Genomic DNA, 23,092 nt, shown 5'->3' with positions numbered 1-23,092 from the left:
AACCATGCTCGTCGTAACGGGAGCCGTATGTCGATACCACGCTTGAAGACTTATCTTTCCATTTTTGCCACCGTGCTGGTGCTCGGTCAGTCGGTCGCTGCGCAAGCAGTCGACTTGCCTGACTTCACGCAACTGGTTGAGCAGGCGTCGCCCGCGGTCGTGAACATCAGTACCACGCAGAAGCTGCCGGATCGCAAAGTGAACCAGCAGATGCCTGACCTTGAAGGCCTGCCGCCAATGCTGCGCGAGTTCTTCGAGCGCGGTATGCCGCCACAACCGCGCTCGCCTCGCGGCGATCGTCAGCGTGAAGCCCAATCCCTCGGTTCGGGCTTCATCATTTCGCCTGACGGCTACATCCTGACCAACAACCATGTCATCGCGGATGCCGATGAAATTCTCGTGCGCCTGGCGGATCGCAGTGAAATGAAAGCCAAGCTGGTCGGCACCGATCCACGTTCCGACGTGGCGCTGCTGAAAATCGAGGGCAAGGATCTGCCAGTTTTGAAACTCGGCAAATCCCAGGATCTGAAAGCTGGCCAGTGGGTCGTGGCGATCGGTTCTCCGTTCGGCTTTGACCACACCGTGACCCAGGGCATCGTCAGTGCTGTAGGTCGCAGCCTGCCGAATGAAAACTACGTGCCGTTCATTCAGACCGACGTGCCGATCAACCCGGGTAACTCTGGTGGTCCGTTGTTCAACCTCAACGGTGAAGTGGTCGGCATCAACTCGCAGATCTACACCCGTTCCGGCGGTTTCATGGGCGTGTCGTTCGCGATTCCGATCGATGTGGCCATGGACGTTTCCAATCAGCTCAAGAGCGGCGGCAAAGTCAGCCGTGGCTGGTTGGGTGTAGTGATTCAGGAAGTGAACAAGGATCTGGCTGAGTCGTTCGGCCTGGACAAGCCGGCCGGCGCGCTGGTTGCCCAGATCCAGGATGACGGTCCGGCTGCCAAGGGTGGCCTGCAAGTGGGTGACGTGATCCTGACCATGAACGGTCAGCCAATCGTTATGTCCGCCGATCTGCCGCATCTGGTGGGCGCACTGAAAGCAGGGTCCAAGGCCAATCTGGAAGTGATCCGCGAGGGCAAGCGCAAGAACGTCGAGCTGACGGTCGGTGCCATTCCTGACGAAGACAAAGAGCTCGATGCCTTGCCGAAGTCTGGCGCAGAGACCAGCAGCAATCGTCTGGGTGTATCGGTAAGTGAATTGACCGCCGAGCAGAAGAAAACCTACGACCTCAAAGGTGGCGTGGTGATCAAGGAAGTGCAGGACGGTCCTGCCTCGATGATCGGCCTGCAACCGGGCGACGTCATCACTCACCTGAACAATCAGGCGATCGAGTCCACCAAGCAATTCACTGACATCGCCAAGGCGCTGCCGAAGAATCGTTCGGTGTCGATGCGCGTATTGCGTCAGGGTCGTGCCAGCTTCATCACCTTCAAACTGGCTGAATAATCCGGTTATAGGTTGAATAAAAAACCGCCTCGAAAGAGGCGGTTTTTTTGTGCCTGAAACAAACTAGCCCATCATGTCTTTGATCATGCGTTCCTGCTCCATCAGCTCTCGCTGGCGGGCATCGATACGTGATGACAGCGGGAAGTTGGAGCCGGCCTTGCGCTTGGCGAAGTCCAGTTGCTGGATGGCCTGGCGATAGTCGCCGACCAGTGCGAAGTACTCGGCGCGAGCTTGATGCAGGCCAATGATGTTGCCTGACAAGCCGCGAGTTTCTGCCACCTGATACCACACGTCCGGATCGTCCGGGCGGGACTTGAGCAACCCTTCCAGTGCTTTCTCGGCGTCCGCGGCGCGGTTCTGTTTCAGCAGCAGGTCGACACGCACCTGGTTCAGCGGATAGTTGCCGGGGTACTGAGTCAGCATTCGGTCAACGCGGGACTGCGCATCCGGCAGACGGTTGTTGGTGATGTCCAGATCAATCTGGGCGAGGTTGTAGATAATCTCGTTGGGCGCCTTGGCCAGCAGCAATTTGAGATTTTCCCGTGCCTCGTTCAGTTGGCCACCCTTGACCTGGGCAATGGCCAGTCCGTAGCGAGCGACATCGCTTTTCGGGTTTTCATCCAGCTGGGCGCGGAAGCGCTTGGCGCCCAGGCCCGGAGTCTCCTCATAAATCAATTGCACGCGTGCGCGAATCAGTTGATAGCGCACGGTGTCCTCGATGCCTCCTTGTGGAGCCTGTTCGGCACGGTTGCGGGTGTCGGCGATCCGCGATTCGGTCACCGGGTGAGTCAGCAGGAATTCCGGTGGCTTGGCATCAAAACGGTACTGACGGCCCAGGCGCTCAAACATGGTGGGCATCGAGCGCGGGTCGTAACCGGCCTTTTCCAGATTGAGAATGCCGATACGGTCGGCTTCCTGTTCGTTCTGTCGAGAGAAACGTCGTTGTTCCTGAATCGCCGCTGCCTGCGTACCCGCAATGGCCGCGATCCCGGCATCACCGGCACCGGCGGCAGCAATGACGATCCCGGCCAGCAGCGCCGCCATCATCGGCACTTGCATACGCTGTTGGGCTTCGACGCCACGAGCAAAGTGGCGTTGCGACAAGTGAGCCAATTCGTGCGCCAGTACCGAGGCGTATTCACCTTCGGTCTGGGCGTTGAGGAACAAGCCGCCGTTGACCCCGACAATCCCGCCCGGCGCTGCGAATGCGTTGAGCTGCGGGCTGTTGATCAGGATGAACTCAAGACGCCGGTCATTGACCTGGCTGGTTTCCACCAGGCGATAAACGCTGGATTCGACATAGTCCTTGAGTTGCGGATCGTTGAGTTGTGACACCTGGCTGCGCAATAGCGCAAGCCAGGCACGGCCCAATTGGTATTCCTGCTGTGGCGAGACGATGGCAGAACTGGCGTCGCCGAGTGACGGCAGGTCGTCGGCGAAGCCCGGTGAGGCGAGCAGGCAAGCGAGCGTCAGCAGGGTAGGGCGCAAAAAAGTCATGCACAAAGCCTTAGTCGACAAAGACCTTACTGTAGCCGGACACCAGCCTTGCGACCAGATATTCTAGGCAACTCGACTACGTGACCCGGAGTGATGCAATGATCGATGCTGTAGCCCATGACGTTGAGCTGGACGCCAGTGGCCTGAATTGTCCGCTGCCGTTGCTCAAGGCCAAGATGGAACTCAATCGGATGGCCAGCGGCGCGATACTCAAGGTCATTGCCACCGATGCGGGTTCGCAGCGCGACTTTCGCACCTTTGCCCGTTTGGCCGGTCATACGCTGCTTCGTGAAGAAGACGAGGCCGGCGTTTACCGCTACTGGTTGAAAAAGGCCTGAAACCTGCGGCATTTGTTCTTAAGGATTATTGATGTTCAAAGTGTTACGCGACTGGATTCAGCGCTATTTCTCAGACGAAGAAGCGGTGGTATTGGCGGTTCTGCTGTTTCTCGCGTTCACCGCGGTCCTGACGCTGGGCGGCATGCTTGCGCCGGTGCTGGCGGGGATGGTGCTGGCTTACCTGATGCAAGGTTTGGTAGTGGCACTTGAACGAATGCGCGTGCCGGGCTGGGTGGCGGTGGGGCTGGTTTTTGCCTTGTTCATGGGGTTGTTGCTGGTCTTCATCGTAGTGGTCGTCCCGCTGCTGTGGCACCAACTGATTACCCTGTTCAATGAACTGCCGGGCATGCTCGCCAAGTGGCAGTCGTTGTTGTTGCTATTGCCCGAGCGTTATCCGCATCTGGTGTCCGACGAGCAGGTGCTGCGGGCCATCGAAGTCGCGCGGGGCGAGATCGGCAAGTTCGGCCAGTGGGCGCTGACATTCTCGCTGTCGAGTCTGCCGCTGTTGGTCAACATCATGATCTACCTGGTCCTCGTGCCGATCCTGGTGTTCTTCTTTCTCAAGGACCGGGCGATGATCGGCCAATGGGTGCGCGGCTACCTGCCGCGCGAGCGGGCGTTGATCACCCGGGTCGCCCATGACATGAACCGGCAAATCGCCAACTACATTCGCGGCAAGGTCATCGAGATCTTCATTTGCGGCGGCGTGACCTACATCGCCTTCGTTGTTCTGGAACTCAACTACGCGGCGCTGTTGGCGTTGCTGGTGGGGATTTCGGTCGTGGTGCCGTATGTCGGGGCGGTCGTGGTGACCGTGCCGGTGTTTCTGATTGCACTTTTCCAGTGGGGCTGGAGTGATCAGTTCATCTACTTGATGGCGGTGTACGGGATCATTCAGACGCTGGATGGCAACGTGCTGGTGCCGCTACTGTTCTCCGAGGCCGTCAACTTGCACCCGGTGGCGATCATCTGTGCGGTGCTGTTGTTTGGCGGGCTATGGGGATTCTGGGGCGTGTTCTTTGCGATTCCCCTGGCGACGCTGTTCAAGGCTGTGCTCGATGCGTGGCCGCGCAAGGAACCGGTGGTGGCGCCGTTGCTTTAGATTGTAAAAAGATCGCAGCCTGCGGCAGCTCCTACTAGAGGAACGTAATCCTGTAGGAGTTGCCGCAGGCTGCGATCTTTTAGGATCAGGCCTTGTTCAGTGCCTGAGCCGCAGCCAATACCGCATCAACATGCCCCGGCACTTTCACACCACGCCATTCCTGGCGCAAAACGCCATTCTTGTCGATCAGGAATGTGCTGCGATCCACACCCATGTATTCCTTGCCGTACAGCTTCTTCAGCTTGATCACGTCGAACAGTTGGCAAAGCGCTTCTTCTTTATCGCTGATCAACTCGAACGTGAACGCCTGCTTGGCCTTGAAGTTCTCGTGGGATTTGAGACTGTCGCGAGAAACGCCGAAGACTTCGGTATTGGCGGCTTTGAATGCCTCCAACTGATCACGAAAGCCCTGGCCCTGGGTCGTGCAACCCGGTGTGCTGTCCTTCGGGTAGAAGTAGATCACCACTTGCTTGCCTTTGAGGCTTGCCAGGCTGACGGTCTGCCCGCTGGTGGCGGGTGCTTCGAAATCGGCAACCGGTTGGTCGATAGCAACGGCCATGAAAAGCTTCCTTACATTGGGTTCTGTGGACGCCACGGTTCGATCAGGGCGTCCAGGTTCAGCGCGTCGGCGAAGTCCAGGAACTGATCGCGCAGCCAGCTGATTTGCACGCCGGCCGGCAAGGTCACGGTAAACGTGGCATTGAGCATGGTGCCGCCGGTTTGCGGTGCCTGGTACGTGTCACAGGTCAGGTTTTCCAGCTCGACGTTGTGGTCCATGAAGAACTGGCACAGCTCGTTGATGATGTCCGAGCGGTAGGCCGAGCTGACATAAGCGACGTAGGGCAGAGCCTGGGGGCGGTTCTCCAGGGCTGCGCTGCGCACCACATTGACAGTGAACGCATGACGTTTGGCCAGCACCGGCAGGCTGCCCTCCAGGCGCGCCAGGGCGTCCCAGCTACCGGAGATTTCGAGGACCAGCGCACTGCACTCGCCATGACGAGTCAGGCGGGAAGTGACCACGGCGCAGCGGTTTTCATGGCTGGCACGGCACAGGACGTTGGTCAGCTCCATGGGGTTGGCGCCGAGGGCACTGATGACAAGGAATTGTTCGCGAACTGTGGGGGTGGACATGCAGCATTCCTAAAGCGATGAGCGGTCGGTACTTCTATCGGCTTGTTCTGCCGGGTGTGGGCCTGCGAATGCGAATTCAGAAAGCTCCGGGCGCAGGTTGCAACGTGCTCCAGTATGGCAGGAGCGAGGCGTGGCAACGCTGGAATGGGGCTTGTGATGCCGAAATTGGAGGCTCAAACCCGATGAACGAGCTTGTCAGTATCGATCAAAGTCTGAAGGGTAGCGAAAATGGGCGCCAAGGGGAATGGCGGCGGCACAGTACTTCGCTTGTGCAAGCAACTTGGCGCCAGTACCATTACGGCTCTCTTTTTCCGGCAGGAGCGGTTTCATGATTGCGGGCAGTATGGTGGCACTGGTCACACCCATGGATGCACAGGGGCGTCTTGACTGGGACAGCCTCAGCAAACTCGTGGACTTCCACCTTGAAAACGGCACCCATGCCATTGTCGCCGTCGGTACCACCGGCGAATCGGCGACCCTTGATGTCGATGAACACATTGCCGTCATCAAGGCAGTGGTCAAGCAGGTCAATGGTCGCATCCCGGTAATTGCCGGTACCGGCGCCAATTCGACCCGCGAAGCCGTTGAGTTGACCCGCAATGCCAAGGAAGCCGGCGCCGACGCCTGCCTGCTGGTGGTGCCGTATTACAACAAGCCGACCCAGGAAGGCCTGTACCAGCACTTCAAGCACATCGCCGAATCCGTCGACATCCCGCAGATCCTCTATAACGTTCCTGGCCGCACCTCCTGCGACATGCAGGCCGAGACCGTGATCCGCCTGTCCACCGTGCCGAACATCATCGGCATCAAGGAAGCCACTGGCGACCTGGTGCGCGCCAAGGCGATCATCGATGGCGTAAGCAAGGACTTCATCGTTCTTTCCGGTGATGATCCGACGGCGGTCGAGCTGATTCTGCTCGGCGGCAAGGGCAACATTTCCGTGACTGCCAACGTCGCTCCGCGTGAAATGGCCGATCTGTGCGAGGCCGCTCTCAAGGGCGATGCCGCGACCGCTCGTGCCATCAACGAAAAACTGATGCCGCTGCATAAAGACCTGTTCATCGAAGCCAACCCGATTCCGGTGAAGTGGGCTTTGGTTGAAATGGGCCTGATGCACGAAGGCATCCGCCTGCCGCTGACCTGGCTGAGCGCACCTTGTCATGAAACGCTTCGCACGGCCCTGCGCCAGTGCAGCGTCCTGGTTTAATTGAGGAAGTACTACGCATGAAGCGAATGGCCGGACTTTCCGCACTTGCCTTGATTATCTCCAGCACCAGTGGCTGCGGATGGATCTGGGGCCCGGAAGGTTATTTCCGTGACCGTGGTAGTGATTACCTGGAAGCGCAACAGACTGCACCGATGCAGCTGCCACCCGACATCAACACCGCCAAACGTCTGGATCCGCTTCTGCCGATCCCGCGCAACGTCGCTGATGATACCGCCAAGGGCGAGTACATCGTGCCTCGTCCGCAGCCGTTGTCGGCCGCTGTCGATGCCAGTGCCTACTCCCTGCAAAAAAGCGGCGATACCCGCTCGATCCTGGCGCAGAACCCTCCGGCCGAAGTCTGGCCTGTGGCCGTGCAGTTCTTCCAGGACAACGGTTACCGCCTGGATGAACAGCGCCCGCAAACCGGCGAGTTCACCACCACCTGGCAGCATTCCGACGAATTGTCCGCCGCCATGGCCAAGCGCCTGAGCGCCGCCGGTGTCAGCACCGACAGCGAAACCCGCGTGCGGGTACGCATCGAACCGGGCGTGCAGCGCAACACCAGTGAAGTCTACGTGGTCAGCGCTGAGCGTCCTGCCGGCAGCACGGCCGACGTCGCGTTCACCAACCGTTCGGTCAACACTGGCCTGGACGCAGCACTGGTCGACGACATGCTCGCGAGCATGAGCCGGATCTCCGAGAAGGGCGGTTCGGTTTCCATGCTGGCTTCGCGTGATTTCGACGCACCTAGCCGTGTCAGCCTGAGCGAAGACGGCAGTGGCAACCCTGTGCTGAACGTCGGCACCGATCTGGATCGTGCCTGGTCGAGCGTCGGTCGTGCGCTGGAACAGGGCGAATGGCGCGTTGAAGACATCAACCGCAGCCTGGGCCTGTACTACATCAACCTGGCTGAAAAAGCCGAGAAGAAAGACGACAAGCCAGGCTTCTTCAGCAGCCTGTTCGGCAGCGCGCCGAACAAGGAAGAAGTTGAAGCCCGCGCCGAGCGTTATCAGGTTCGCCTGAGCAAGGTTGGCGAAAACGTTCAGGTCACCGTCGAGAAAAACATCAATACCGTCGCGCCTGCTGATGTAGCACGCAAAGTGTTGAGCGTGATTCAGGATAATCTGGGCTGATCACATGCGTTTTGCCGTTCTCGGCAGCGGTAGCCAAGGGAACGGCACGCTGATAGCCAGCGCTGATACGTATGTGCTGGTGGATTGTGGTTTCTCCCTGCGGGAGACCGAAAAACGCCTGCTGCGTCTGGGTGTGAACCCTGCGCAGCTGAGCGCGATACTCGTGACCCACGAACATGCCGACCACGTGCATGGCGTGGGTTTGCTGTCTCGGCGCTACAATCTGCCTGTCTACCTCAGTCGCGGGACCCTGCGCGGGATGCGCAAACCGATTGAACCCGCAGGCCTTCTGGCTGGCGGCGAGCAACTGCAAATCGGTGACCTGAGCATTGGTGTCATTGCCGTGGCCCACGATGCTCAAGAACCGACGCAATATGTGTTCAGTGATGGTGAGCGGCGTTTCGGCCTGCTGACCGACCTGGGGTCGTATTGCGACAAGGTGCTGGACGGCTATCGGGACCTCGATGCGTTGATGATCGAGGCCAACCATTGCCGTGACATGCTGGCTCGCGGTCACTACCCGTATTTTCTCAAGCAGCGGGTAGGCGGTGAACTGGGACATTTGAACAACCACCAGGCGGCATTCCTGGTGTCCGAGTTGGGCTGGCAAGGCCTGCAACACCTGGTCCTGGCCCATCTGAGCAGCAAGAACAACCTGCCGCAGCTGGCCCGGCAATGTTTTGTCGACACCCTCGGGTGCGACCCGGACTGGCTGCAATTGGCCGATCAAGATTCAGGGCTCGACTGGCGACACATCGCCTAGCCCATCTACTTAGCAAGCGGAGCCCATCATGGAAAAACGTGAAGAACTCTACCGCGGCAAAGCCAAGTCGGTTTACAAGACCGACGACGCTAACCGTCTGATCCTGCTGTTTCGCAACGACACTTCGGCGTTCGACGGCAAGCGTATCGAGCAGCTCGACCGCAAAGGCATGGTGAACAACAAGTTCAACGCCTTCATCATGCAGAAACTCGAAGCCGCCGGCGTGCCGACCCAGTTCGACAAGCTGCTGGGCGATAACGAGTGCCTGGTGAAGAAGCTGGACATGATCCCGGTTGAATGCGTCGTACGTAACTACGCCGCCGGCAGCCTGGTCAAGCGTCTGGGTGTTGAGGAGGGCATGAAGCTCAACCCTTACACCTTCGAACTGTTCCTGAAAGACGACGCCAAGGGCGACCCGTTCATCAACGAATCCCACGTTGTGGCGTTCGGTTGGGGTACCGCCGAGCAACTGGTTCGCATGAAAGAACTGTCGCTCAAGGTCAACGAAGTCCTGAGCAAACTGTTTGACGACGCCGGCCTGCTGCTGGTCGACTTCAAACTGGAGTTCGGCGTGTTCCACGACGGCTCCATCGTCCTGGGCGACGAATTCAGCCCGGACGGCTGCCGCCTGTGGGACAAGGCCACCGGCAAGAAAATGGACAAGGACCGCTTCCGTCAGGGCCTCGGTGACGTCATCGAAGCCTACGAAGAAGTCGCCAATCGTCTGGGCGTACCGCTTTAACCGACGCAAGCATCTGATAGCACAGAAATATTTCGCTCAGGGGGTTCGCTTCCGGCGAAAGTGTTGTTATGATGCGCGCCGTTGGAGAGATGCCAGAGTGGCCGAATGGGACGGATTCGAAATCCGTTGTACCTTCACCGGTACCTAGGGTTCGAATCCCTATCTCTCCGCCATTACATAGAAAAAGCCCCGTAGCTGAATAAGCTGCGGGGCTTTTTTGTTTGTCCGGGTTTTTTCTCGATAATTGAGTGTCGGACCACGCGACATTCCTCTGTCAGAAAAATATGCCGATTTACCGGAAAAATTACTCAGCGCTGTCGCTGAATTTACTGCCCCCCGAATTCATTGGTCGCCACCGCCGTTCAAGGTTTTCTACCGAAATATCCTCTGACATCCCGCTGCTTCACTTCAAAAGAACCTCATCTACTCTGGCGTTCACAGGTCATTGATCTGTCGAACCAGCCATCGCAAGGAGCGAACAATGTATTTTGAGATTTACAGGCAAACCCGCGGCTCCATCCTGACTGGCAAAGGCCAGTGGAGGTGGCGTTTGCGGGCAGGGAACCATGAAACGATTGCCAGTGGTGAGGCGTACGTCAATAAGGCGGATTGCGTGCATGCTATCGGTTTGATCAAGGGAACGTGTGACGTGACGCCGATCAAGGAGATCTAGGCTCAAGGTGGTGAAGCTGCTCAATCAGAGCAGCTTCGTTTCAACCGGGCGGTCTTACGGCTGTGAGTGACCCAGTTTTGTTTTGATCAGGTCATAAACTTCCTTGTGGGTCGAGTTGTGCAAGGTGTTGCTCTTGCAGGCTAATGCCAGGAAGGTTTTTACCTCCTCCTTCGCATGAGGGTAGAGGCCGGCAACGTAATCGGCTTCGTGAGGCTGGGTGCAATTGAAGTGCTTGTCGTCTTTCGCTTTATCTCTAGCCATTGTGTAGCTCCTTTTGAGTTTGCTGGGTTGGAGGTGGCCGGACCGGTGGGGTCGGGCTTCCAGAGCTTAGGGGCGCTGAATCATCTCGCCAGGTGAATCAGCAAATTAGGAAGGGGCTGTAGGACTCGTCGTGTGAGCGTATTTGCATTAAACGTAAAAATGCTCGCAGCACGCCGTGAGTCGCATAGACGCCGATCGCGACATCTCCCTAAACTGTCGGCAGTTTTAGGGCGCGGGGGCAATGGATGAATCGCAACGAACTACGCAAGGCCGACATCAACCTGATGGTGGTGTTTGAAGCACTGATGCTTGAGCGCAATGTCACCAAGGTGGCGAAGAAGCTGTTTCTCGGTCAGCCGACGATCAGCTCGGCGCTCAATCGCTTGCGTACGATGTTCAACGATCCGTTGTTCATTCGCGTCGGCCATCGCATGGAGCCGACGGCACGGGCGGAGGAAATTTTCCGGCACTTGTCACCGGCACTGGATTCGTTGTCGGTGGCCTTGAGCCTGACCCACGATTTCGACCCCGGCAGCAGCACCATGACGTTCCGTATCGGCATGTCTGACGATGTCGAATTCGGCCTGTTGCCGCCGTTGCTGAGGGCGTTGCGCCAGGAAGCGCCGAACGTGGTGTTCGTGGTGCAGAACGTCGATTACTGGCGGATTCCCGACTTGCTGGCCTCAGGGGATATAACGGTCGGTGTCAGCCAGACGCGCGGTTTGCCGGCCAATGCCAAGCGCAAGTTACTTCGGCACATTCATCCGTGTGTCCTGCGTGCCGATGCCAGCGATAAGCCGCTGACGGTCGATGAGTATTGCTCGCGTCCGCATGTGTTGGTGTCCCATATTGCCAATGTCAGTGGCTTCGCTGATGAATGGCTGGCGGCAATCGGGCGCTCGCGTCAGGTGGTGCTCTCGGTGCCGCAATACAGTTCGTTACCGGCGCTGCTGGCCGGGACTGATCTGATCGCCAGCCTGCCTGATTACACTGCCGAAGCCATGGCCGCCTCCGGGCAGTTGTTCAAGGAGCCATTTCCGTTCAAGACGCCGACCCTTGAACTGTCCATGGTCTGGCTTAGCCATGTCGACAGCGATCCCGCCGAGCGCTGGTTGCGGTCACGACTTGAAGCATTCATGGGCGAGCGCAATCTGCTGTCGTTGTCGCAATGAGCCGGGCAGCGCTGTGTTATATCTACAATCTTTGCACCGACCTACAGGAGTGAAACCATGCCTCACCTGCACCTGGAATACACCGCGAACCTGAAAGATCTGAACGCCGATGTGGCATTGATGCGGCTGAACAATGCGCTGGTGGGGTCCGGTCAGTTCGGTGCCGAGTTCGATATCAAGGGTCGTGCGGTAAAAGTCGAAACATTCAAAGTTGGAACAGCGCTGGCGGAGCGGGCGTTCGTGCATGTGAAGCTGGCGTTGTTGAGCGGTCGTTCGCCGCAGATCAAGCGGCAGTTGTCCGAAAGCCTGCTGGCGGTGGTCAAGGACCTGTGTGAATGGCCGGCAGGCGTTGAAATCCAGTTGTGTGTGGAAATCCTCGACATCGACCGTGAGTCGTACGCCAAAGCCACTGTCGGCGTCTGAATTTCAGATTTCCGGCTCGGCACAGGCCTTGATCAACTGCTCACGCAACCAGGTGTTGGCGCTGTCCTGATCGACACGTTGGCTCCACTGCATATCGAGGGTGAAGCTCGGCAGCCCTTTGGGCGCTTCACAGTGCTTGAACACAGCTTCGTTGGCCAACAACTGCTGGATGCGCCGGGGCAGGGTCAGGATGAAGTCGGTGCCGGTAATGGTTTTCAGTGCCGCGCTGTAGCTATTGGCCCGCGCAACGATCTGCCGTTGCCGGGCCTGCTTCGCCAGCCAGCCGTCAACCATGTTGGTGATGGACGTCCACGGTGTCGGGAACACGTGTCGTCGCTCGATGAAACCTTGCAGGCTCAGGCGTGGCTCCGGCGGGGCGGCGCGTTTGTCGAAGACGCAGACGAGGTCGTCTTCCAGCAGGGTTCGTGTGTTGAAGTCGCCGTGGTTTCGATGGAAGTTCGGGCCGAAACCAATCACCAGATCAAGACTGCCATCGCGCAACGCTTCTGCCGGGATGTCGGTTTCCAGCTTGTGCACGTTGACCATGACTGGCAGTTCGGCAACCGCGAAGTTCTTCAGCAGGCGTGGCAGGATCAGTTGTTCGAAGTATTCCGGTGCGCAGATGTTGAAGGTCACCGGCTGCAAGGCCGGATCGAATGCGGTGGCACCGGCGTGACACAAGTTGATGCTTTCGAGGATCTTCAACACATGGTGGTACATCGTCCCGGCCTTATGACTAGGGCGCATGCCTGTGCGGGTGTTGATGAACAGCTCGTCTTCAAACCCTGTCCGCAGCTTTTTCAGGCAGTAACTTACGGTGGACTGGCTGACGCATAACGCCTCGGACACCCCCGTGACGCTGTTTTGCTCATACACGGCGATAAACACCATGAGGTCCTGCATATCCAGCTTTCTTAGTACGTTACTGCTCAGCATCCATTCCGTCCCGCGGTAACCATTGCGCTGATCATGCGCAATCTTGTGCGAAAGATCCTAACGGAATGAAGGCAGCGGGAGAATGTCTTGCAGGCATTCACGGCACAGATGGGGTTGGCGGCTCAGTGAATGTGTCGGGCGTAGTGCCGAGGGTTGAAGCGCACCACCATCATCAGCATCAGCGCCATCACTCCGGTCAGTGACCACCAGGCCCATTCGAAGCTGCCGAGCTGATCACGGATCACCCCGGCAATCAGTGGCGAGAGGCCGGCGATCAGGTAGCCGATACCTTGCACGAAGGCGGTAAGGCCACCGGCGCGGCGGGGCTCATCCAAATGATCCAGCGCCACGATCAGGCTCATGGGAAACAACCCACCAATCCCCAGCCCCAAGAGGCACGGCCACAGCAGACTCAGAGACTGGGGGCTGAGTATCAGCCCGAAAAAACCGGCGATGATCAGCACCAGCAATACCGCCAGTACCCAGCGCCGTTCGCGGCTGCGATTGGCGATGGCCGGAGTCAGCAGACCGGACAACACTTCCATGGCAGTCAGGAAGCCCAACAGTAAACCGGCATTCTGTTCGCTCCAGCCTTTTTCCACGTAGTAAGGAGCCAGCCAGGCCAGGACGCAGGTGTAGGACGCCGTGCCCAGGCCAAAGAAGAGGGCGAGCAGCCAGGCCCGGGAATTGGTAAAGAAGTTTTCTTTCGTCGTTGGTTTTGCAGGCGGCGTCGACATCCCCACGCGCTGGGCACACCAGAACAGCAATGCGATGACCGCCAGTGTTGCCCAGATCGCCAGGCCCACGCGCCAACTTCCGGTACGGTTCATGACCACTGGCGCAAAAGAGGCGGCGATGGCGGCACCGGCCATGATCGATGTGACGTAGAGCCCCATGCACAGGGCAACGTTGTCGCTGAAACGGGATTTGATCAGGGCCGGCATCAGGGCCTGGATCAAGGCGATGCCGATACCCGCCAGCACGGCGCTGAAGATCAGTTCTGCCGCTGAGTCGAGGAACAGCCGCGAAACGGTGGCAATCGCGACAATCAGCAGTGAAAGCACCACTGTGCGGTGTTCACCAAGACGCTGGCTGATCGCAAGCCCGAAAAACATCGCCAATCCCATCGCCATCACCGGCAACATGGTTAGCAGTGCCGCGAGGCTGAAACTCAGCGGGATGTCGAGGCGAATGGCCGACAGCAATGGCCCGATCGCGGCCATGGAGGGGCGCAGGTTCAGGGCGACGAGGATGATGCTGAGCATCAACAGGAATGCAGGGCGGGTAGTGGCGCGAACGTTTTCCATCATCGGACCTTGGGAAGCCGGGAGGTGATTAGGCGCTCACCTTCAAAGGGCCGCAAATCAGAAAGTCCGCTGGGGTATCTAGAAATTCAATATCCCCGCGAACGAGTTGTGGGAATCAATCGCTGAACCCAGGCTGAACCATTCTCAAATAAGTCGAAAGTTTCAATGTGTTCATGGGTGGCAACTAATCGTTGGCGTCTTTTTCACAAAAAATTGATGGATGGCTGCCTAGAGTTAGTGCTGTCGCAGTAAATGAAATTTTCACATTTACAGCAGGCACTTCTTTTCAGGAACAGCCGATCATCATGTTGAAGATTAAAGCCGTGCGCCCCGAGTGGGTGACACTGATTGCCAGTGCCTTTCTCTTGACCGGATTTAACCTGGTTTTGTGGAAGCACCTGTTTGAAATCACCGCATCCGATGGTGCGGGGATCGTCATGCGTGTGGCGTTCGGGGCGATGATCTTCGCAGCCTTCAACATTGTGTTGACCCTGCTGGCGTTCCGTCCAGTGATGAAGCCGGTCTTGACCCTGTTGTTCATGGTCAGCGCTGGCGTGGCTTATTTCATGGCTCAGTATGGCGTGTTGATCGACGCTGGCATGTTTCGTAATTTTGCGGAAACCAATGCAACGGAAGTTCGTGATTTACTGTCGCTGAAGTTGCTTTTTTATATTGTTTTGCTCGGTGTGCTGCCTTCGTGGTTGTTGTGGAAAACACCTGTTAATTATCGTCGCTGGCATCGTGAGTTGTTGAGTAAGGTCTTGGTCGGTGTTGCGTCGGTTGCGGTAATTGGAACTGTTGCGTTAGTTAACTACCAAGGCTTGTCTTCGCTGTTTCGTAATCACCACGAGTTGCGCCTGATGGTGGTGCCGAGCAACTACATCGGGGCTTCGTTTGGTTATTTGAGTGAGCAGGTTGCGTCTGCCCGGCAACCCTTCATTGCCGTGGGCCAGGACGCCCAGCGAAATCCAGCATGGCAAACTCATGGCCGTAAATCCCTGACCGTACTGGTGGTGGGCGAAAGTGCCCGGGCAGAGAACTTTGGCATTCTCGGTTATGACCGCGATACAACGCCGAAGCTCAGCCAGGAAGCCGGTCTGATCGCCTTCACCGATGTGCATTCCTGCGGCACTGAAACCGCCGTGTCGGTGCCGTGCATGTTTTCCAACATGGGACGCAAGGATTACAACGCCAGCAAGGCCAAGAATGAAGAGGGGCTGCTGGACGTGCTCAAGCGTGCGGGTCTGGACGTCATCTGGCGCGACAACCAGTCTGGCTGCAAAGGGACTTGTGATCGGGTCACGCTCGAAGATGTCAGCAAGTTGAAGGACCCGGTGTTGTGCGCCAACAGCGAGTGCCGCGACGAGATCCTGCTGCAAGGCCTTCAGCACTTCATTGATAACCTGGATAAAGACACGGTACTGGTGCTGCACCAGATGGGCAGTCACGGTCCGGAGTACTTCAAGCGCTACCCGAAAGAGTACGAGCGTTTTACCCCGGTGTGTGAAAGCAATGCGCTGAACAATTGCAGTCGCGACAGTATCGTCAACGGCTACGACAACACCCTGGTGTACACCGACCATGTGCTGTCGACGCTGATCGATTTGCTGCGCAGCAATCAGGACAAGGTCGATACCGCGATGCTTTACCTGTCGGACCACGGTGAGTCCCTGGGCGAGTACAACCTTTTTCTCCACGGCACGCCGTACATGTTGGCGCCGGATCAACAGAAGCACGTGGCGATGCTGGCCTGGTTCTCCGACAGTTATCAAAAGTCGTTCTCCGTGGACACGCACTGCTTGCAACTGAGCCGCGAAAAACCCCTGAGCCAGGACAACCTGTTCCACTCGATGCTGGGGCTGCTGGAGGTCAACAGCAAGGTCTACAACCAGGACCTGGATATGTTTGCCGGATGCCGTGGGGCGGTGATCGATGGCGTGTTGGCTGATAAATAGTGCCAGCGTGACCTTTAGTTTTTCTGGTTTGCAGGCCTTGCAAGGCCGGTTAAATGAGGGATCACGGGCTATTCTTGGTGAATGTCGGGTGTTTTCGCTAAAGCTCTTGTTCAGTGGATGCGCGGAAATCGCCGGGGGCGATATATACTGCGGGCCATTCTTCAAGGGAGAGCTGTGTGGCCATCGATATTCACTGGATTCGCGACAACGATAGCCTCGGTCAATTTTGCGCCGAGTGGCAAAAGCTGCCATTCGTTGCCCTCGACACCGAATTCATGCGGGTCGACACCTTTTATCCGATCGCAGGCCTGCTGCAGATCGGCGATGGCGAACGCGCTTACTTGATTGACCCGCTGACCATCAACAACTGGCAACCCTTGGCCGCGTTGCTGGAAAACACGGCAGTGGTCAAAGTCGTCCACGCCTGCAGTGAAGACCTGGAAGTTTTGCTGCGCCTGACCGGCAGCCTGCCGGCGCCGCTGTTCGACACGCAACTGGCCGCCGCTTACCTGAACCTCGGCTTCTCGATGGGTTATTCGCGGCTGGTGCAGGAAGTGCTCGGCATCGACCTGCCCAAGGGCGAGACCCGTTCCGACTGGCTGCAACGTCCGCTTTCCGAAACCCAGATCAGCTACGCCGCCGAAGATGCCGTACATCTAGCGGAAGTTTTCGTAAAACTGCGTCCGAAGCTTTCCGATGACAAATACGCCTGGGTCCTGGAAGACGGCGCCGAGCTGGTGGCCAACCTGCGCCGCGAGATCGACCCGTTCGAGGTCTATCGCGACGCCAAGCTGGCCTGGAAACTCTCGCGCGCCCAACTCGCCGTGCTGCGTGAACTCTGCGCCTGGCGCGAGAAAGAAGCCCGTGCCCGTGACCTGCCGCGCAACCGCATCATCCGCGAGCATTCGTTGTGGCCGCTGGCGCGCACCCAGCCGGACAACCTTGGTGCATTGGCGAAAATCGAAGACATGCACCCGCGCACCGTGCGTCAGGACGGCGAATTTCTGCTTGATCTGATCAAACGCTCTGGCAGTGTGTCGCCAGATCAATGGCCGCCAGCCGTGCCGGAGCCTTTGCCGGTGGACGCCGCCGCACTGCTCAAGCAACTGAAAGCCATCGGTCAGGCTGAAGCCGAGCGCCTGAACATGGCGCCAGAACTGATGCTGCGCAAGAAAACCCTGGAAGCGCTGCTCAAGAGCGGCTTCCCCAATGGTCCTTACCAATTGCCTGATTCGCTGCGTGGCTGGCGCCGCGAATTGATGGGCCAGGCGCTGCTCGACAGCCTGGCCACCGCCGGAGAACAGCCTTGAAACGTATTTGCTCCATCTACCGCAGTTCGAAGAGAAACGAGATGTACCTCTATGTGCTCAAGAGCGATGCTCTGGAGCGCGTACCGGAACCCTTGATGGTCGCGTTCGGCAAGGCCATCCACGCCTTCGACCTGGTGCTGTCGCCCGAGCGCAAACTGTCGCGCGAAGACATCGCGGTCGTGCTGGAAAATCTGGAAACGCAGGGCTATCACCTGCAAATGCCGCCGGCTGAAGACGAGTACATCGAGCATTTGCCGGAAGAGTTGTTGCGACGCAACGACCCTATGTGATCGGCAGACAGGCTCTGTTCAGGGTCTTGATGAAACACTGGAATGATTTTGGCGATGGTCGCGATGACGGAGCGAAGCTCTGTCGGCGGCCGTTTGCACTGTTTTCGAAAGGTTTGATGCATGCGCGTTCTGATTGCTGAACACGACCACCCGGTGTACGCCCAACTGTTGCGTGAGGCCGCGCCTGATCTGGAAGTACTGACCAGTGGCGACTCCGCCGAACTGGCCCGCCAGGCTGCTGATTGCCCGGTCTGGCTCGGCCAGCCCGATTTACTGGCGACATTGCTGCGTCAGGGGCACCAGCCGCAATGGTTGCAATCGACCTGGGCCGGTATAACGCCGCTGCTGGCCGATGGTCTGCCACGGCACTATCGCCTGACCCGCGCAGTGGGGATTTTTGGCCAGGTGATGGCCGAGTTCGTGCTCACCTACATGCTGGGGCATGAGCGCGAAGTACTGGCGCGGTTGGTCAGCCAGGTCGAACGCAAATGGGACAGTCGCCACGGCCAGAGCCTGGCGGGGCGCAAGGTGCTGATCGTCGGTACGGGCGATATTGGCCAGACTGTCGCGCAGTTCCTGCTGCCATTTGGCGTTGAGTTGTATGGCATTGCCAGCAGTGCCCGGGAGCAGGCGCCGTTTATCGAAGTGGGCGCGATGGCGGATTTACCGCGCTTGGTTGGTGAAGTGGATTACGTGGTCAATCTGCTGCCAAATACACCGAACACCCACGATATTTATGATGCGGCACTGTTCAAACGGTTCAAGCCGACAGGGTTGTTCATCAACGTCGGGCGTGGTGTTGCGGTGGTCGATGCGGACCTGGTCGATGCCTTGAAAGAAGGGCATCTGGCGGGTGCGGTCATCGATGTCTGCCGACAGGAGCCGCTGCCGCAGCGCCATCCGTTCTGGACGGCCTGGGGCTTGTTGCTGACAGGGCACAGCTCGGCACCGACGTCGCCATCGTTGATGGTCAAACTGTTTGTCGAGAACCTGCGGGCGTACGAGGCGGGTCAGGCGTTGCGCGGGGAAGTGGATTTCAATCGCGGGTATTGAGGCGCAGCGAAAAAGATCGCAGCTTGCGGCAGCTCCTACAGGGGTGTGTGTACACCTGTAGGAGCTGCCGCAGGCTGCGATCTTTTACTTTTAGAGGGTGAAATTACCTTCCGCCGCCAACTCGCTCAACGGACGACGCGGGCTCGGCTCTTCGCGGGCTTGCAGGTAGTCCGCCAAAGTTGCCTTATCGCCCAGCTTGCCCACCGCGACAGCCGCGTGCAGGGCGTAGCCTTCAGGAATGTTCAGCTCCTTGCGGGTCAGTTCCTGGTCGAAACCGGCCATGCCGTGGGTGTGCCAGCCGGCCAGGCTCGCTTGCAGTGCCAGATGACCCCAGGCCGAACCGGTGTCGAAGGTGTGCCACAGCGCCGGGGTCTCTTCGCTGGCGCCAGGCGCCGTAAAGGTGGTTTTCGAAATCACGATCACCAATGCCGACGCGTGTTGCGCCCAGCTGCGGTTGAACTCGTTCAGCAGGCCCAGGTAACGCTCCCAGTTTGGCGTATCGCGACGCGCGTAAAGAAAGCGCCAAGGCTGCGAGTTGTACGCCGACGGCGCCCAACGCGCGGCTTCGAAGAAGCTCAGCAGGGTTTCTTCCGGGATGGCTTCGCCGGTAAAGGCGCGGGGCGACCAGCGATCAGTGAATTGCGGGTGAATGGCATAATCGGCAACGCGTGGGTTTGCACTCATCAAGAGATTCCTTGCTACGTCTGAAAGTGAGAGTCGTCTGAAACCTGCCGGCGCAGTTGGGCTGAGCGATAAGGTTTTCGGGAGCCGTGGCGGTTCACCGCAATGCAACGCGGACGTGCGTTAATGGCATGCAGGTCTGGCTCCTTGCGACCGCCAAGCTACGTGGCGGCACCCAACCTGACAAGTCCCGTTGTACCGACAGTCGCCAATGCTTGGCCCGCAGGGCTGTGGGCACTAGACTGGCGGCCTTTTCACCACCTGATGTTGATGCTCGAACCATGGCCGCCAAAGTAGAACCGTTCTGGATACGCAAAACCCTCGATCAGCTCGATCAAGAGGAATGGGAATCGCTGTGCGACGGTTGTGGCCTGTGCTGCCTGCAAAAGCTTGAAGATGAAGACGACAACAGCGTCTATTACACGCGCATCGCCTGCAAACTGCTGGACCTGAAAACCTGCCAGTGCACGGACTACCCGAACCGCCGCGACTCGGTGCCCGATTGCATCCAGCTCACGCCAGGCAAGGCCGACGAGTTCAAGTGGTTGCCACCAACCTGCGGTTATCGTCTGGTCAGTGAAGGCAAGGATCTGCCGCTGTGGCATCACCTGGTTTGTGGCGATCGCGACGCGGTGCACCACGAGCGTATTTCCCAATCCGGACGCATGCTCGCCGAAGGCAGCGTGCCAGAAGATGATTGGGAAGATCACCTGATTTTCCGCGCGGGTTAAGCCCACCCGCAAATCAACGGTTTCACCAAGGAGTGTGTATGGCTGTGGGATGGCGGCGGGCGCTGATCGTTGGGTTGTGGGTCTTGAGCTTTCCGGTGTGGGCGGCGAAGAAGGTCGATTTGGACTACCACGTGCGCCTGTTGCCGCAGAGTGATCAGGCGGAAGTGCGCCTGACTCTGGCCCAAGGCTCGGCGGTACGCAGCCTGGATTTTTCCCTCGGCGACGGCAGCCGTTACAGCGACTTCAAGGCCGACGGCCAATGGCAGCTCACGCCGGGCAAACAGGCCCGTGGTATCTGGCACCCGGCCGCCGACAAGGCCAGCCTGACCTACCGCGTGCGCATCAGCCAGGGTCGCAAAAGCGGCAGCTTCGACACGCGCATGACTCCGACCTGGGCGCTGATGCGCGGCGACGATCTGGTGCCGCCGGCCAGGCTCGATCAGCAGGACGGCATCGAGCTGGTTTCACGCCTTGAATTCGAGTTGCCCACTGGCTGGCAAAGCGTCGAAACCGCCTGGCCGCGCATCGGCAAGAACAAGTTCCGCATCGATAACGTTTCCCGGCTGTTCGATCGGCCCACGGGCTGGATGCTCGCCGGGCATCTCGGCAGCCGTCGCACCCGCTTGGGCGAAACCGAAGTCACCGTCGCTTCACCGCGTGGCCAGGGCATGCGGCGCATGGATGTGCTGACGCTGCTGACGTTTGTTTGGCCCCAGGTACAGGCGGTGTTTCCTCGTCACCCGACCAAGTTGCTGATTGTCGGCGCCAACGATCCGATGTGGCGCGGCAGCCTGTCGGCGCACGAATCGATCTACCTGAATAGTCGCCTGCCGCTGGTCAGCGAAAGCGGGACCAGCCCGGTTGTGCGCGAGTTGGCCCAGGTGTTCGGGCGAATCAACGATCAGCAGCGCAGCGACTGGATCAGTGAAGGTTTTGCCGAATACTACGCCATCGAACTGGTGCGCCGGGCCGGTGGCATGAGTGATGAGCGGTATGAGGGCTTGCACGGGAAGCTGGTCAAGGACAGCCAGAAAGTCACCACCTTGCGCGGCGAGCAGATCAATGCTGCGCAGGTGGCCAAGGCGGTGTTGTTGCTACAGGAACTGGATCGCGAGATTCGCTTGAAGACGCGTAACAAGCGTTCGCTGGATGATGTGCTGCGCGGTGCGATGCATCTGGGGGGCATTGATACCAAGGAATTCGTGCAGCTCAGTGAGAGCGTGCTTGGTGAGTCTTCCAAGGTCCTGGATACCGGGTTGCTTCAGTAACACCGCCATCGCCAGCAGGCTGGCTCCCACAGTGATCTTCGCTGTTCACACAACCTGTGCAACAAAGAAGATCCCCTGTGGGAGCCAGCCTGCTGGCGATGAGGCCATAAGCCTTAGCGCAAATTCCCGATCAAACCCCGGTTTTAGGCGACTTCAAGGAATCGTTGCCGGTGACGGTCGCGGTGTTGGTCGCTGCCTCGGCATTGGCTTTCAGCCGGTTCAACTCTTCGCCCGCGCGCTGAATCTTCGCCCGCACGTTGTTCATGTCCTGACGGCTTTTTTCCAGCAGGCTTTTCGCCGAGCTGTGGCCGGTGATGCCACGGGCCAGGGCCACGCCGCCGATGGCCACTTGAATCAAACCGAAGATGCCGCCGCGACGCAGGCCCTTGCCGACCATCACGACGCCACCCGCCAGCGAGCCGATGCGCTCCCAGCCCTCGACGTTTTGCTCGGAGTGGCTCTGGAACGGGGTGGATTCAATGCGTTCTACACGTTTGAGTTCGCTCATGATCTGTCTCCAGGCAGGAAGTAACCGATAGTTAAGCTGACTGCGCGAGCGGGCAGCTTGTTCCATCGGATGTGCGGCCTCTCAGCGGAATTTTGGTCCGGAGCGGGTATTGAGACCCTTGGCCATGCGGTCATAGAGCACGACGTTGACCGTGGCGGCGAGGTTCATGCAGCCGGTGGTCGGGATGTAGACCACGTCTTCGCACCAGTCGCGAATCTCTTTATCCAGCGAACCGTCTTCCGGGCCGAAGATGTACAGCGCGCGGTCCGGGTGAGTGTACTCGGGCAATGGGCGGGCGCCCTCGACCAGTTCCACGGCGACCGGAACGCAGTTGAGCGGCAGGATTTTCTTCAGGTCGTCGATACCGATCAGCGGGATGTCGTAGTGGACACGCTTGGTATCGGTGACGAAATCGGCGGCGCGTTCATAACGCTTGCCGGTGTAGAACACTGAAGCCACGCCATAGCAGCCAGCGGCGCGCATCACCGAACCGACGTTCTCCGGTGATTTGGGGTTATACAAACCAATGCAGCTGTACCGTTTGTCTGCCACGAGCGGGGTGCCTTTCAGGAAAAAAGCGCGATTATACGGGGATTGAGGAGCTGCGGTCAGATCGGAGATTGACGGTGCAGGCGCGGCCGCCATCGCCAGCAGGCTGGCTCCCACAGGGGATTTTCAGTGCACCAGAGATCCAGTGTGGGAGCCAGCCTGCTGGCGATGAGGCCGGATCAGCAATGAGGAGCTTCAGTCTTCTTTCTTCATCAACCCGGCCAACGCGGCAAACGGGTTGTGCGTCGCCTTGGCGATTTTCGGCGTGCTCAGCGAGCCTTCGCCGAAGTACTGCTGGTCGGTGTAACGCGAGTGCTCGTTATCGTGGCAGTACAGGCACAACAATTCCCAGTTCGAACCGTCCTGCGGGTTGTTGTCGTGGTTGTGGTCGCGGTGGTGCACGGTCAGTTCGCTCAGGCGCTTGCCGGAGAACTCGCGGGCACAACGGCCGCACACGTGCGGGTACATTTTCAGGGCCTTGTCGCGGTAACCCATTTCCTTGTCGCGCTGGTTGTCGGCGAGGATGCGATCCAGCTTCGAGGTGTTGGTTGGGGTGGACGAACTCATGGGTTCACCTTTGTAGAAAGACTAATGACGGTTATGCAAC

General features: G+C 58.6%; 26 protein-coding genes and 1 tRNA gene. 17 read left to right on the top strand and 10 right to left on the bottom strand.

All coding sequences use genetic code 11. The features are described 5' to 3' along the window. Window positions 1-27 precede the first annotated feature (27 nt). Entirely contained in the window at window positions 28-1,455 is a 1,428-nt protein-coding gene (locus KVG88_RS07175) for a DegQ family serine endoprotease (protein WP_150705046.1), read from the top strand. 63 nt (window positions 1,456-1,518) lie between these two features. Here KVG88_RS07175 and KVG88_RS07170 read toward each other — a convergent pair whose 3' ends face one another. Beyond that, on the bottom strand, window positions 1,519-2,952 hold the full coding sequence (locus KVG88_RS07170) for a M48 family metalloprotease (protein ID WP_150705045.1): 1,434 nt from the start codon (window positions 2,950-2,952) through the stop codon (window positions 1,519-1,521). Window positions 2,953-3,050: 98 nt separating this feature from the next. Here KVG88_RS07170 and KVG88_RS07165 point away from each other — a divergent pair, with 98 nt between their 5' ends. Next, on the top strand, window positions 3,051-3,290 hold the full coding sequence (locus KVG88_RS07165; RefSeq protein ID WP_056856016.1) for a sulfurtransferase TusA family protein: 240 nt from the start codon (window positions 3,051-3,053) through the stop codon (window positions 3,288-3,290). 31 nt (window positions 3,291-3,321) lie between these two features. Next, window positions 3,322-4,392 carry an AI-2E family transporter gene (locus tag KVG88_RS07160; protein WP_150704618.1) on the top strand — a complete coding sequence of 357 codons (1,071 nt, stop codon included), beginning with the start codon at window positions 3,322-3,324 and terminating at the stop codon, window positions 4,390-4,392. An 85-nt stretch (window positions 4,393-4,477) separates the two neighbouring features. Here KVG88_RS07160 and KVG88_RS07155 read toward each other — a convergent pair whose 3' ends face one another. Next, window positions 4,478-4,951: a peroxiredoxin gene (locus KVG88_RS07155; RefSeq protein ID WP_150704619.1), complete on the bottom strand. Its 474-nt coding sequence runs from the start codon at window positions 4,949-4,951 to the stop codon at window positions 4,478-4,480. Window positions 4,952-4,962: 11 nt separating this feature from the next. After that, the gene (locus tag KVG88_RS07150) at window positions 4,963-5,523 is read right to left on the bottom strand and encodes a glycine cleavage system transcriptional repressor (protein ID WP_007979776.1); all 561 of its coding nucleotides are present in this window, start codon (window positions 5,521-5,523) and stop codon (window positions 4,963-4,965) included. A 328-nt stretch (window positions 5,524-5,851) separates the two neighbouring features. Here KVG88_RS07150 and dapA point away from each other — a divergent pair, with 328 nt between their 5' ends. From dapA to KVG88_RS07120, 6 genes are all read left to right on the top strand, one after another. Next, window positions 5,852-6,730 carry a 4-hydroxy-tetrahydrodipicolinate synthase gene (dapA, locus tag KVG88_RS07145; RefSeq protein WP_150704620.1) on the top strand — a complete coding sequence of 293 codons (879 nt, stop codon included), beginning with the start codon at window positions 5,852-5,854 and terminating at the stop codon, window positions 6,728-6,730. Window positions 6,731-6,747: 17 nt separating this feature from the next. Then, on the top strand, window positions 6,748-7,863 hold the full coding sequence (bamC, locus tag KVG88_RS07140; protein WP_217870957.1) for an NlpB/DapX family lipoprotein: 1,116 nt from the start codon (window positions 6,748-6,750) through the stop codon (window positions 7,861-7,863). A gap of 4 nt (window positions 7,864-7,867) precedes the next feature. Further along, the gene (locus KVG88_RS07135) at window positions 7,868-8,626 is read left to right on the top strand and encodes an MBL fold metallo-hydrolase (protein ID WP_150704622.1); all 759 of its coding nucleotides are present in this window, start codon (window positions 7,868-7,870) and stop codon (window positions 8,624-8,626) included. Between the two features lie 28 nt (window positions 8,627-8,654). After that, window positions 8,655-9,368, top strand: coding sequence for a phosphoribosylaminoimidazolesuccinocarboxamide synthase (gene purC, locus KVG88_RS07130; RefSeq protein WP_007944067.1), 714 nt, complete (start codon window positions 8,655-8,657; stop codon window positions 9,366-9,368). Window positions 9,369-9,451: 83 nt separating this feature from the next. After that, a tRNA-Ser gene (locus tag KVG88_RS07125) sits at window positions 9,452-9,541 on the top strand. A 308-nt stretch (window positions 9,542-9,849) separates the two neighbouring features. Continuing rightward, window positions 9,850-10,041, top strand: coding sequence for a YegP family protein (locus KVG88_RS07120; protein WP_150704624.1), 192 nt, complete (start codon window positions 9,850-9,852; stop codon window positions 10,039-10,041). A gap of 54 nt (window positions 10,042-10,095) precedes the next feature. Here the strand turns inward: KVG88_RS07120 and KVG88_RS07115 are convergent, their stop codons facing one another. Then, a complete protein-coding gene (locus KVG88_RS07115; RefSeq protein ID WP_150704625.1) occupies window positions 10,096-10,302 on the bottom strand; it encodes a hypothetical protein in 207 nt (68 codons plus the stop codon). A 245-nt stretch (window positions 10,303-10,547) separates the two neighbouring features. Between KVG88_RS07115 and KVG88_RS07110 the strand changes: the two genes are divergently transcribed. Both KVG88_RS07110 and KVG88_RS07105 read left to right on the top strand, forming a co-directional pair. Continuing rightward, window positions 10,548-11,474 carry a LysR family transcriptional regulator gene (locus KVG88_RS07110; protein WP_150704626.1) on the top strand — a complete coding sequence of 309 codons (927 nt, stop codon included), beginning with the start codon at window positions 10,548-10,550 and terminating at the stop codon, window positions 11,472-11,474. 57 nt (window positions 11,475-11,531) lie between these two features. Beyond that, window positions 11,532-11,897, top strand: coding sequence for a 5-carboxymethyl-2-hydroxymuconate Delta-isomerase (locus tag KVG88_RS07105; protein ID WP_150704627.1), 366 nt, complete (start codon window positions 11,532-11,534; stop codon window positions 11,895-11,897). Between the two features lie 3 nt (window positions 11,898-11,900). On the opposite strand, the gene KVG88_RS07100 is transcribed toward KVG88_RS07105, so the two are convergent. Together KVG88_RS07100 and KVG88_RS07095 are read right to left on the bottom strand one after the other, a co-directional pair. Then, complete coding sequence (locus tag KVG88_RS07100) at window positions 11,901-12,833, bottom strand: LysR family transcriptional regulator (protein WP_217870956.1); 933 nt, start codon at window positions 12,831-12,833, stop codon at window positions 11,901-11,903. A gap of 122 nt (window positions 12,834-12,955) precedes the next feature. Further along, a complete protein-coding gene (locus tag KVG88_RS07095) occupies window positions 12,956-14,140 on the bottom strand; it encodes a cyanate transporter (RefSeq protein ID WP_217870955.1) in 1,185 nt (394 codons plus the stop codon). Between the two features lie 305 nt (window positions 14,141-14,445). On the opposite strand from KVG88_RS07095, the gene KVG88_RS07090 reads away from it, so the two are divergent. From KVG88_RS07090 to KVG88_RS07075, 4 genes are all read left to right on the top strand, one after another. Next, window positions 14,446-16,095, top strand: a complete 1,650-nt coding sequence (locus KVG88_RS07090; protein ID WP_150704630.1) for a phosphoethanolamine transferase — start codon at window positions 14,446-14,448, stop codon at window positions 16,093-16,095. 176 nt (window positions 16,096-16,271) lie between these two features. Next, window positions 16,272-17,405 (top strand): ribonuclease D, encoded by a 1,134-nt coding sequence (gene rnd / locus KVG88_RS07085; protein ID WP_150704631.1) that lies wholly within the window; start codon window positions 16,272-16,274, stop codon window positions 17,403-17,405. Then, on the top strand, window positions 17,402-17,695 hold the full coding sequence (locus KVG88_RS07080; RefSeq protein ID WP_217870954.1) for a YcgL domain-containing protein: 294 nt from the start codon (window positions 17,402-17,404) through the stop codon (window positions 17,693-17,695). The genes rnd and KVG88_RS07080 overlap by 4 nt, the downstream gene beginning before the upstream one ends. A gap of 120 nt (window positions 17,696-17,815) precedes the next feature. Further along, window positions 17,816-18,748: a D-2-hydroxyacid dehydrogenase gene (locus KVG88_RS07075; RefSeq protein WP_217870953.1), complete on the top strand. Its 933-nt coding sequence runs from the start codon at window positions 17,816-17,818 to the stop codon at window positions 18,746-18,748. A gap of 90 nt (window positions 18,749-18,838) precedes the next feature. Here the strand turns inward: KVG88_RS07075 and KVG88_RS07070 are convergent, their stop codons facing one another. Continuing rightward, window positions 18,839-19,432 carry a nitroreductase family protein gene (locus tag KVG88_RS07070; protein ID WP_217870952.1) on the bottom strand — a complete coding sequence of 198 codons (594 nt, stop codon included), beginning with the start codon at window positions 19,430-19,432 and terminating at the stop codon, window positions 18,839-18,841. A 278-nt stretch (window positions 19,433-19,710) separates the two neighbouring features. Between KVG88_RS07070 and KVG88_RS07065 the strand changes: the two genes are divergently transcribed. Together KVG88_RS07065 and KVG88_RS07060 are read left to right on the top strand one after the other, a co-directional pair. After that, window positions 19,711-20,160, top strand: coding sequence for a YcgN family cysteine cluster protein (locus tag KVG88_RS07065; RefSeq protein WP_008015986.1), 450 nt, complete (start codon window positions 19,711-19,713; stop codon window positions 20,158-20,160). Between the two features lie 38 nt (window positions 20,161-20,198). Further along, window positions 20,199-21,428: a hypothetical protein gene (locus tag KVG88_RS07060; RefSeq protein ID WP_217870951.1), complete on the top strand. Its 1,230-nt coding sequence runs from the start codon at window positions 20,199-20,201 to the stop codon at window positions 21,426-21,428. Between the two features lie 130 nt (window positions 21,429-21,558). Here the strand turns inward: KVG88_RS07060 and KVG88_RS07055 are convergent, their stop codons facing one another. The 3 genes from KVG88_RS07055 to KVG88_RS07045 form a co-directional block, all read right to left on the bottom strand. Next, the gene (locus tag KVG88_RS07055) at window positions 21,559-21,936 is read right to left on the bottom strand and encodes a YgaP family membrane protein (RefSeq protein ID WP_150704636.1); all 378 of its coding nucleotides are present in this window, start codon (window positions 21,934-21,936) and stop codon (window positions 21,559-21,561) included. A gap of 81 nt (window positions 21,937-22,017) precedes the next feature. After that, complete coding sequence (locus tag KVG88_RS07050; protein ID WP_007911337.1) at window positions 22,018-22,488, bottom strand: RNA methyltransferase; 471 nt, start codon at window positions 22,486-22,488, stop codon at window positions 22,018-22,020. A gap of 192 nt (window positions 22,489-22,680) precedes the next feature. After that, window positions 22,681-23,052 (bottom strand): YajD family HNH nuclease, encoded by a 372-nt coding sequence (locus KVG88_RS07045; RefSeq protein WP_007944009.1) that lies wholly within the window; start codon window positions 23,050-23,052, stop codon window positions 22,681-22,683. Between the last annotated feature and the right edge of the window lie 40 nt (window positions 23,053-23,092).

This window comes from Pseudomonas azerbaijanoccidentalis, assembly GCF_019145495.1.
GTDB lineage: Bacteria > Pseudomonadota > Gammaproteobacteria > Pseudomonadales > Pseudomonadaceae > Aquipseudomonas > Aquipseudomonas azerbaijanoccidentalis.
This window is presented reverse-complemented; position numbering and strand designations above follow the sequence as displayed.

What these genes read in the sequence shown, in the direction of transcription:
- KVG88_RS07175 (WP_150705046.1), top strand. Translation starts at nt 28, where the DNA reads ATGTCGATACCACGCTTGAAGACTTATCTTTCCATTTTTGCCACCGTG.
- KVG88_RS07170 (WP_150705045.1), bottom strand. Translation starts at nt 2,952, where the DNA reads ATGACTTTTTTGCGCCCTACCCTGCTGACGCTCGCTTGCCTGCTCGCC.
- KVG88_RS07165 (WP_056856016.1), top strand. Translation starts at nt 3,051, where the DNA reads ATGATCGATGCTGTAGCCCATGACGTTGAGCTGGACGCCAGTGGCCTG.
- KVG88_RS07160 (WP_150704618.1), top strand. Translation starts at nt 3,322, where the DNA reads ATGTTCAAAGTGTTACGCGACTGGATTCAGCGCTATTTCTCAGACGAA.
- KVG88_RS07155 (WP_150704619.1), bottom strand. Translation starts at nt 4,951, where the DNA reads ATGGCCGTTGCTATCGACCAACCGGTTGCCGATTTCGAAGCACCCGCC.
- KVG88_RS07150 (WP_007979776.1), bottom strand. Translation starts at nt 5,523, where the DNA reads ATGTCCACCCCCACAGTTCGCGAACAATTCCTTGTCATCAGTGCCCTC.
- dapA (WP_150704620.1), top strand. Translation starts at nt 5,852, where the DNA reads ATGATTGCGGGCAGTATGGTGGCACTGGTCACACCCATGGATGCACAG.
- bamC (WP_217870957.1), top strand. Translation starts at nt 6,748, where the DNA reads ATGAAGCGAATGGCCGGACTTTCCGCACTTGCCTTGATTATCTCCAGC.
- KVG88_RS07135 (WP_150704622.1), top strand. Translation starts at nt 7,868, where the DNA reads ATGCGTTTTGCCGTTCTCGGCAGCGGTAGCCAAGGGAACGGCACGCTG.
- purC (WP_007944067.1), top strand. Translation starts at nt 8,655, where the DNA reads ATGGAAAAACGTGAAGAACTCTACCGCGGCAAAGCCAAGTCGGTTTAC.
- KVG88_RS07120 (WP_150704624.1), top strand. Translation starts at nt 9,850, where the DNA reads ATGTATTTTGAGATTTACAGGCAAACCCGCGGCTCCATCCTGACTGGC.
- KVG88_RS07115 (WP_150704625.1), bottom strand. Translation starts at nt 10,302, where the DNA reads ATGGCTAGAGATAAAGCGAAAGACGACAAGCACTTCAATTGCACCCAG.
- KVG88_RS07110 (WP_150704626.1), top strand. Translation starts at nt 10,548, where the DNA reads ATGAATCGCAACGAACTACGCAAGGCCGACATCAACCTGATGGTGGTG.
- KVG88_RS07105 (WP_150704627.1), top strand. Translation starts at nt 11,532, where the DNA reads ATGCCTCACCTGCACCTGGAATACACCGCGAACCTGAAAGATCTGAAC.
- KVG88_RS07100 (WP_217870956.1), bottom strand. Translation starts at nt 12,833, where the DNA reads ATGCTGAGCAGTAACGTACTAAGAAAGCTGGATATGCAGGACCTCATG.
- KVG88_RS07095 (WP_217870955.1), bottom strand. Translation starts at nt 14,140, where the DNA reads ATGGAAAACGTTCGCGCCACTACCCGCCCTGCATTCCTGTTGATGCTC.
- KVG88_RS07090 (WP_150704630.1), top strand. Translation starts at nt 14,446, where the DNA reads ATGTTGAAGATTAAAGCCGTGCGCCCCGAGTGGGTGACACTGATTGCC.
- KVG88_RS07075 (WP_217870953.1), top strand. Translation starts at nt 17,816, where the DNA reads ATGCGCGTTCTGATTGCTGAACACGACCACCCGGTGTACGCCCAACTG.
- KVG88_RS07070 (WP_217870952.1), bottom strand. Translation starts at nt 19,432, where the DNA reads ATGAGTGCAAACCCACGCGTTGCCGATTATGCCATTCACCCGCAATTC.
- KVG88_RS07065 (WP_008015986.1), top strand. Translation starts at nt 19,711, where the DNA reads ATGGCCGCCAAAGTAGAACCGTTCTGGATACGCAAAACCCTCGATCAG.
- KVG88_RS07060 (WP_217870951.1), top strand. Translation starts at nt 20,199, where the DNA reads ATGGCTGTGGGATGGCGGCGGGCGCTGATCGTTGGGTTGTGGGTCTTG.
- KVG88_RS07055 (WP_150704636.1), bottom strand. Translation starts at nt 21,936, where the DNA reads ATGAGCGAACTCAAACGTGTAGAACGCATTGAATCCACCCCGTTCCAG.
- KVG88_RS07045 (WP_007944009.1), bottom strand. Translation starts at nt 23,052, where the DNA reads ATGAGTTCGTCCACCCCAACCAACACCTCGAAGCTGGATCGCATCCTC.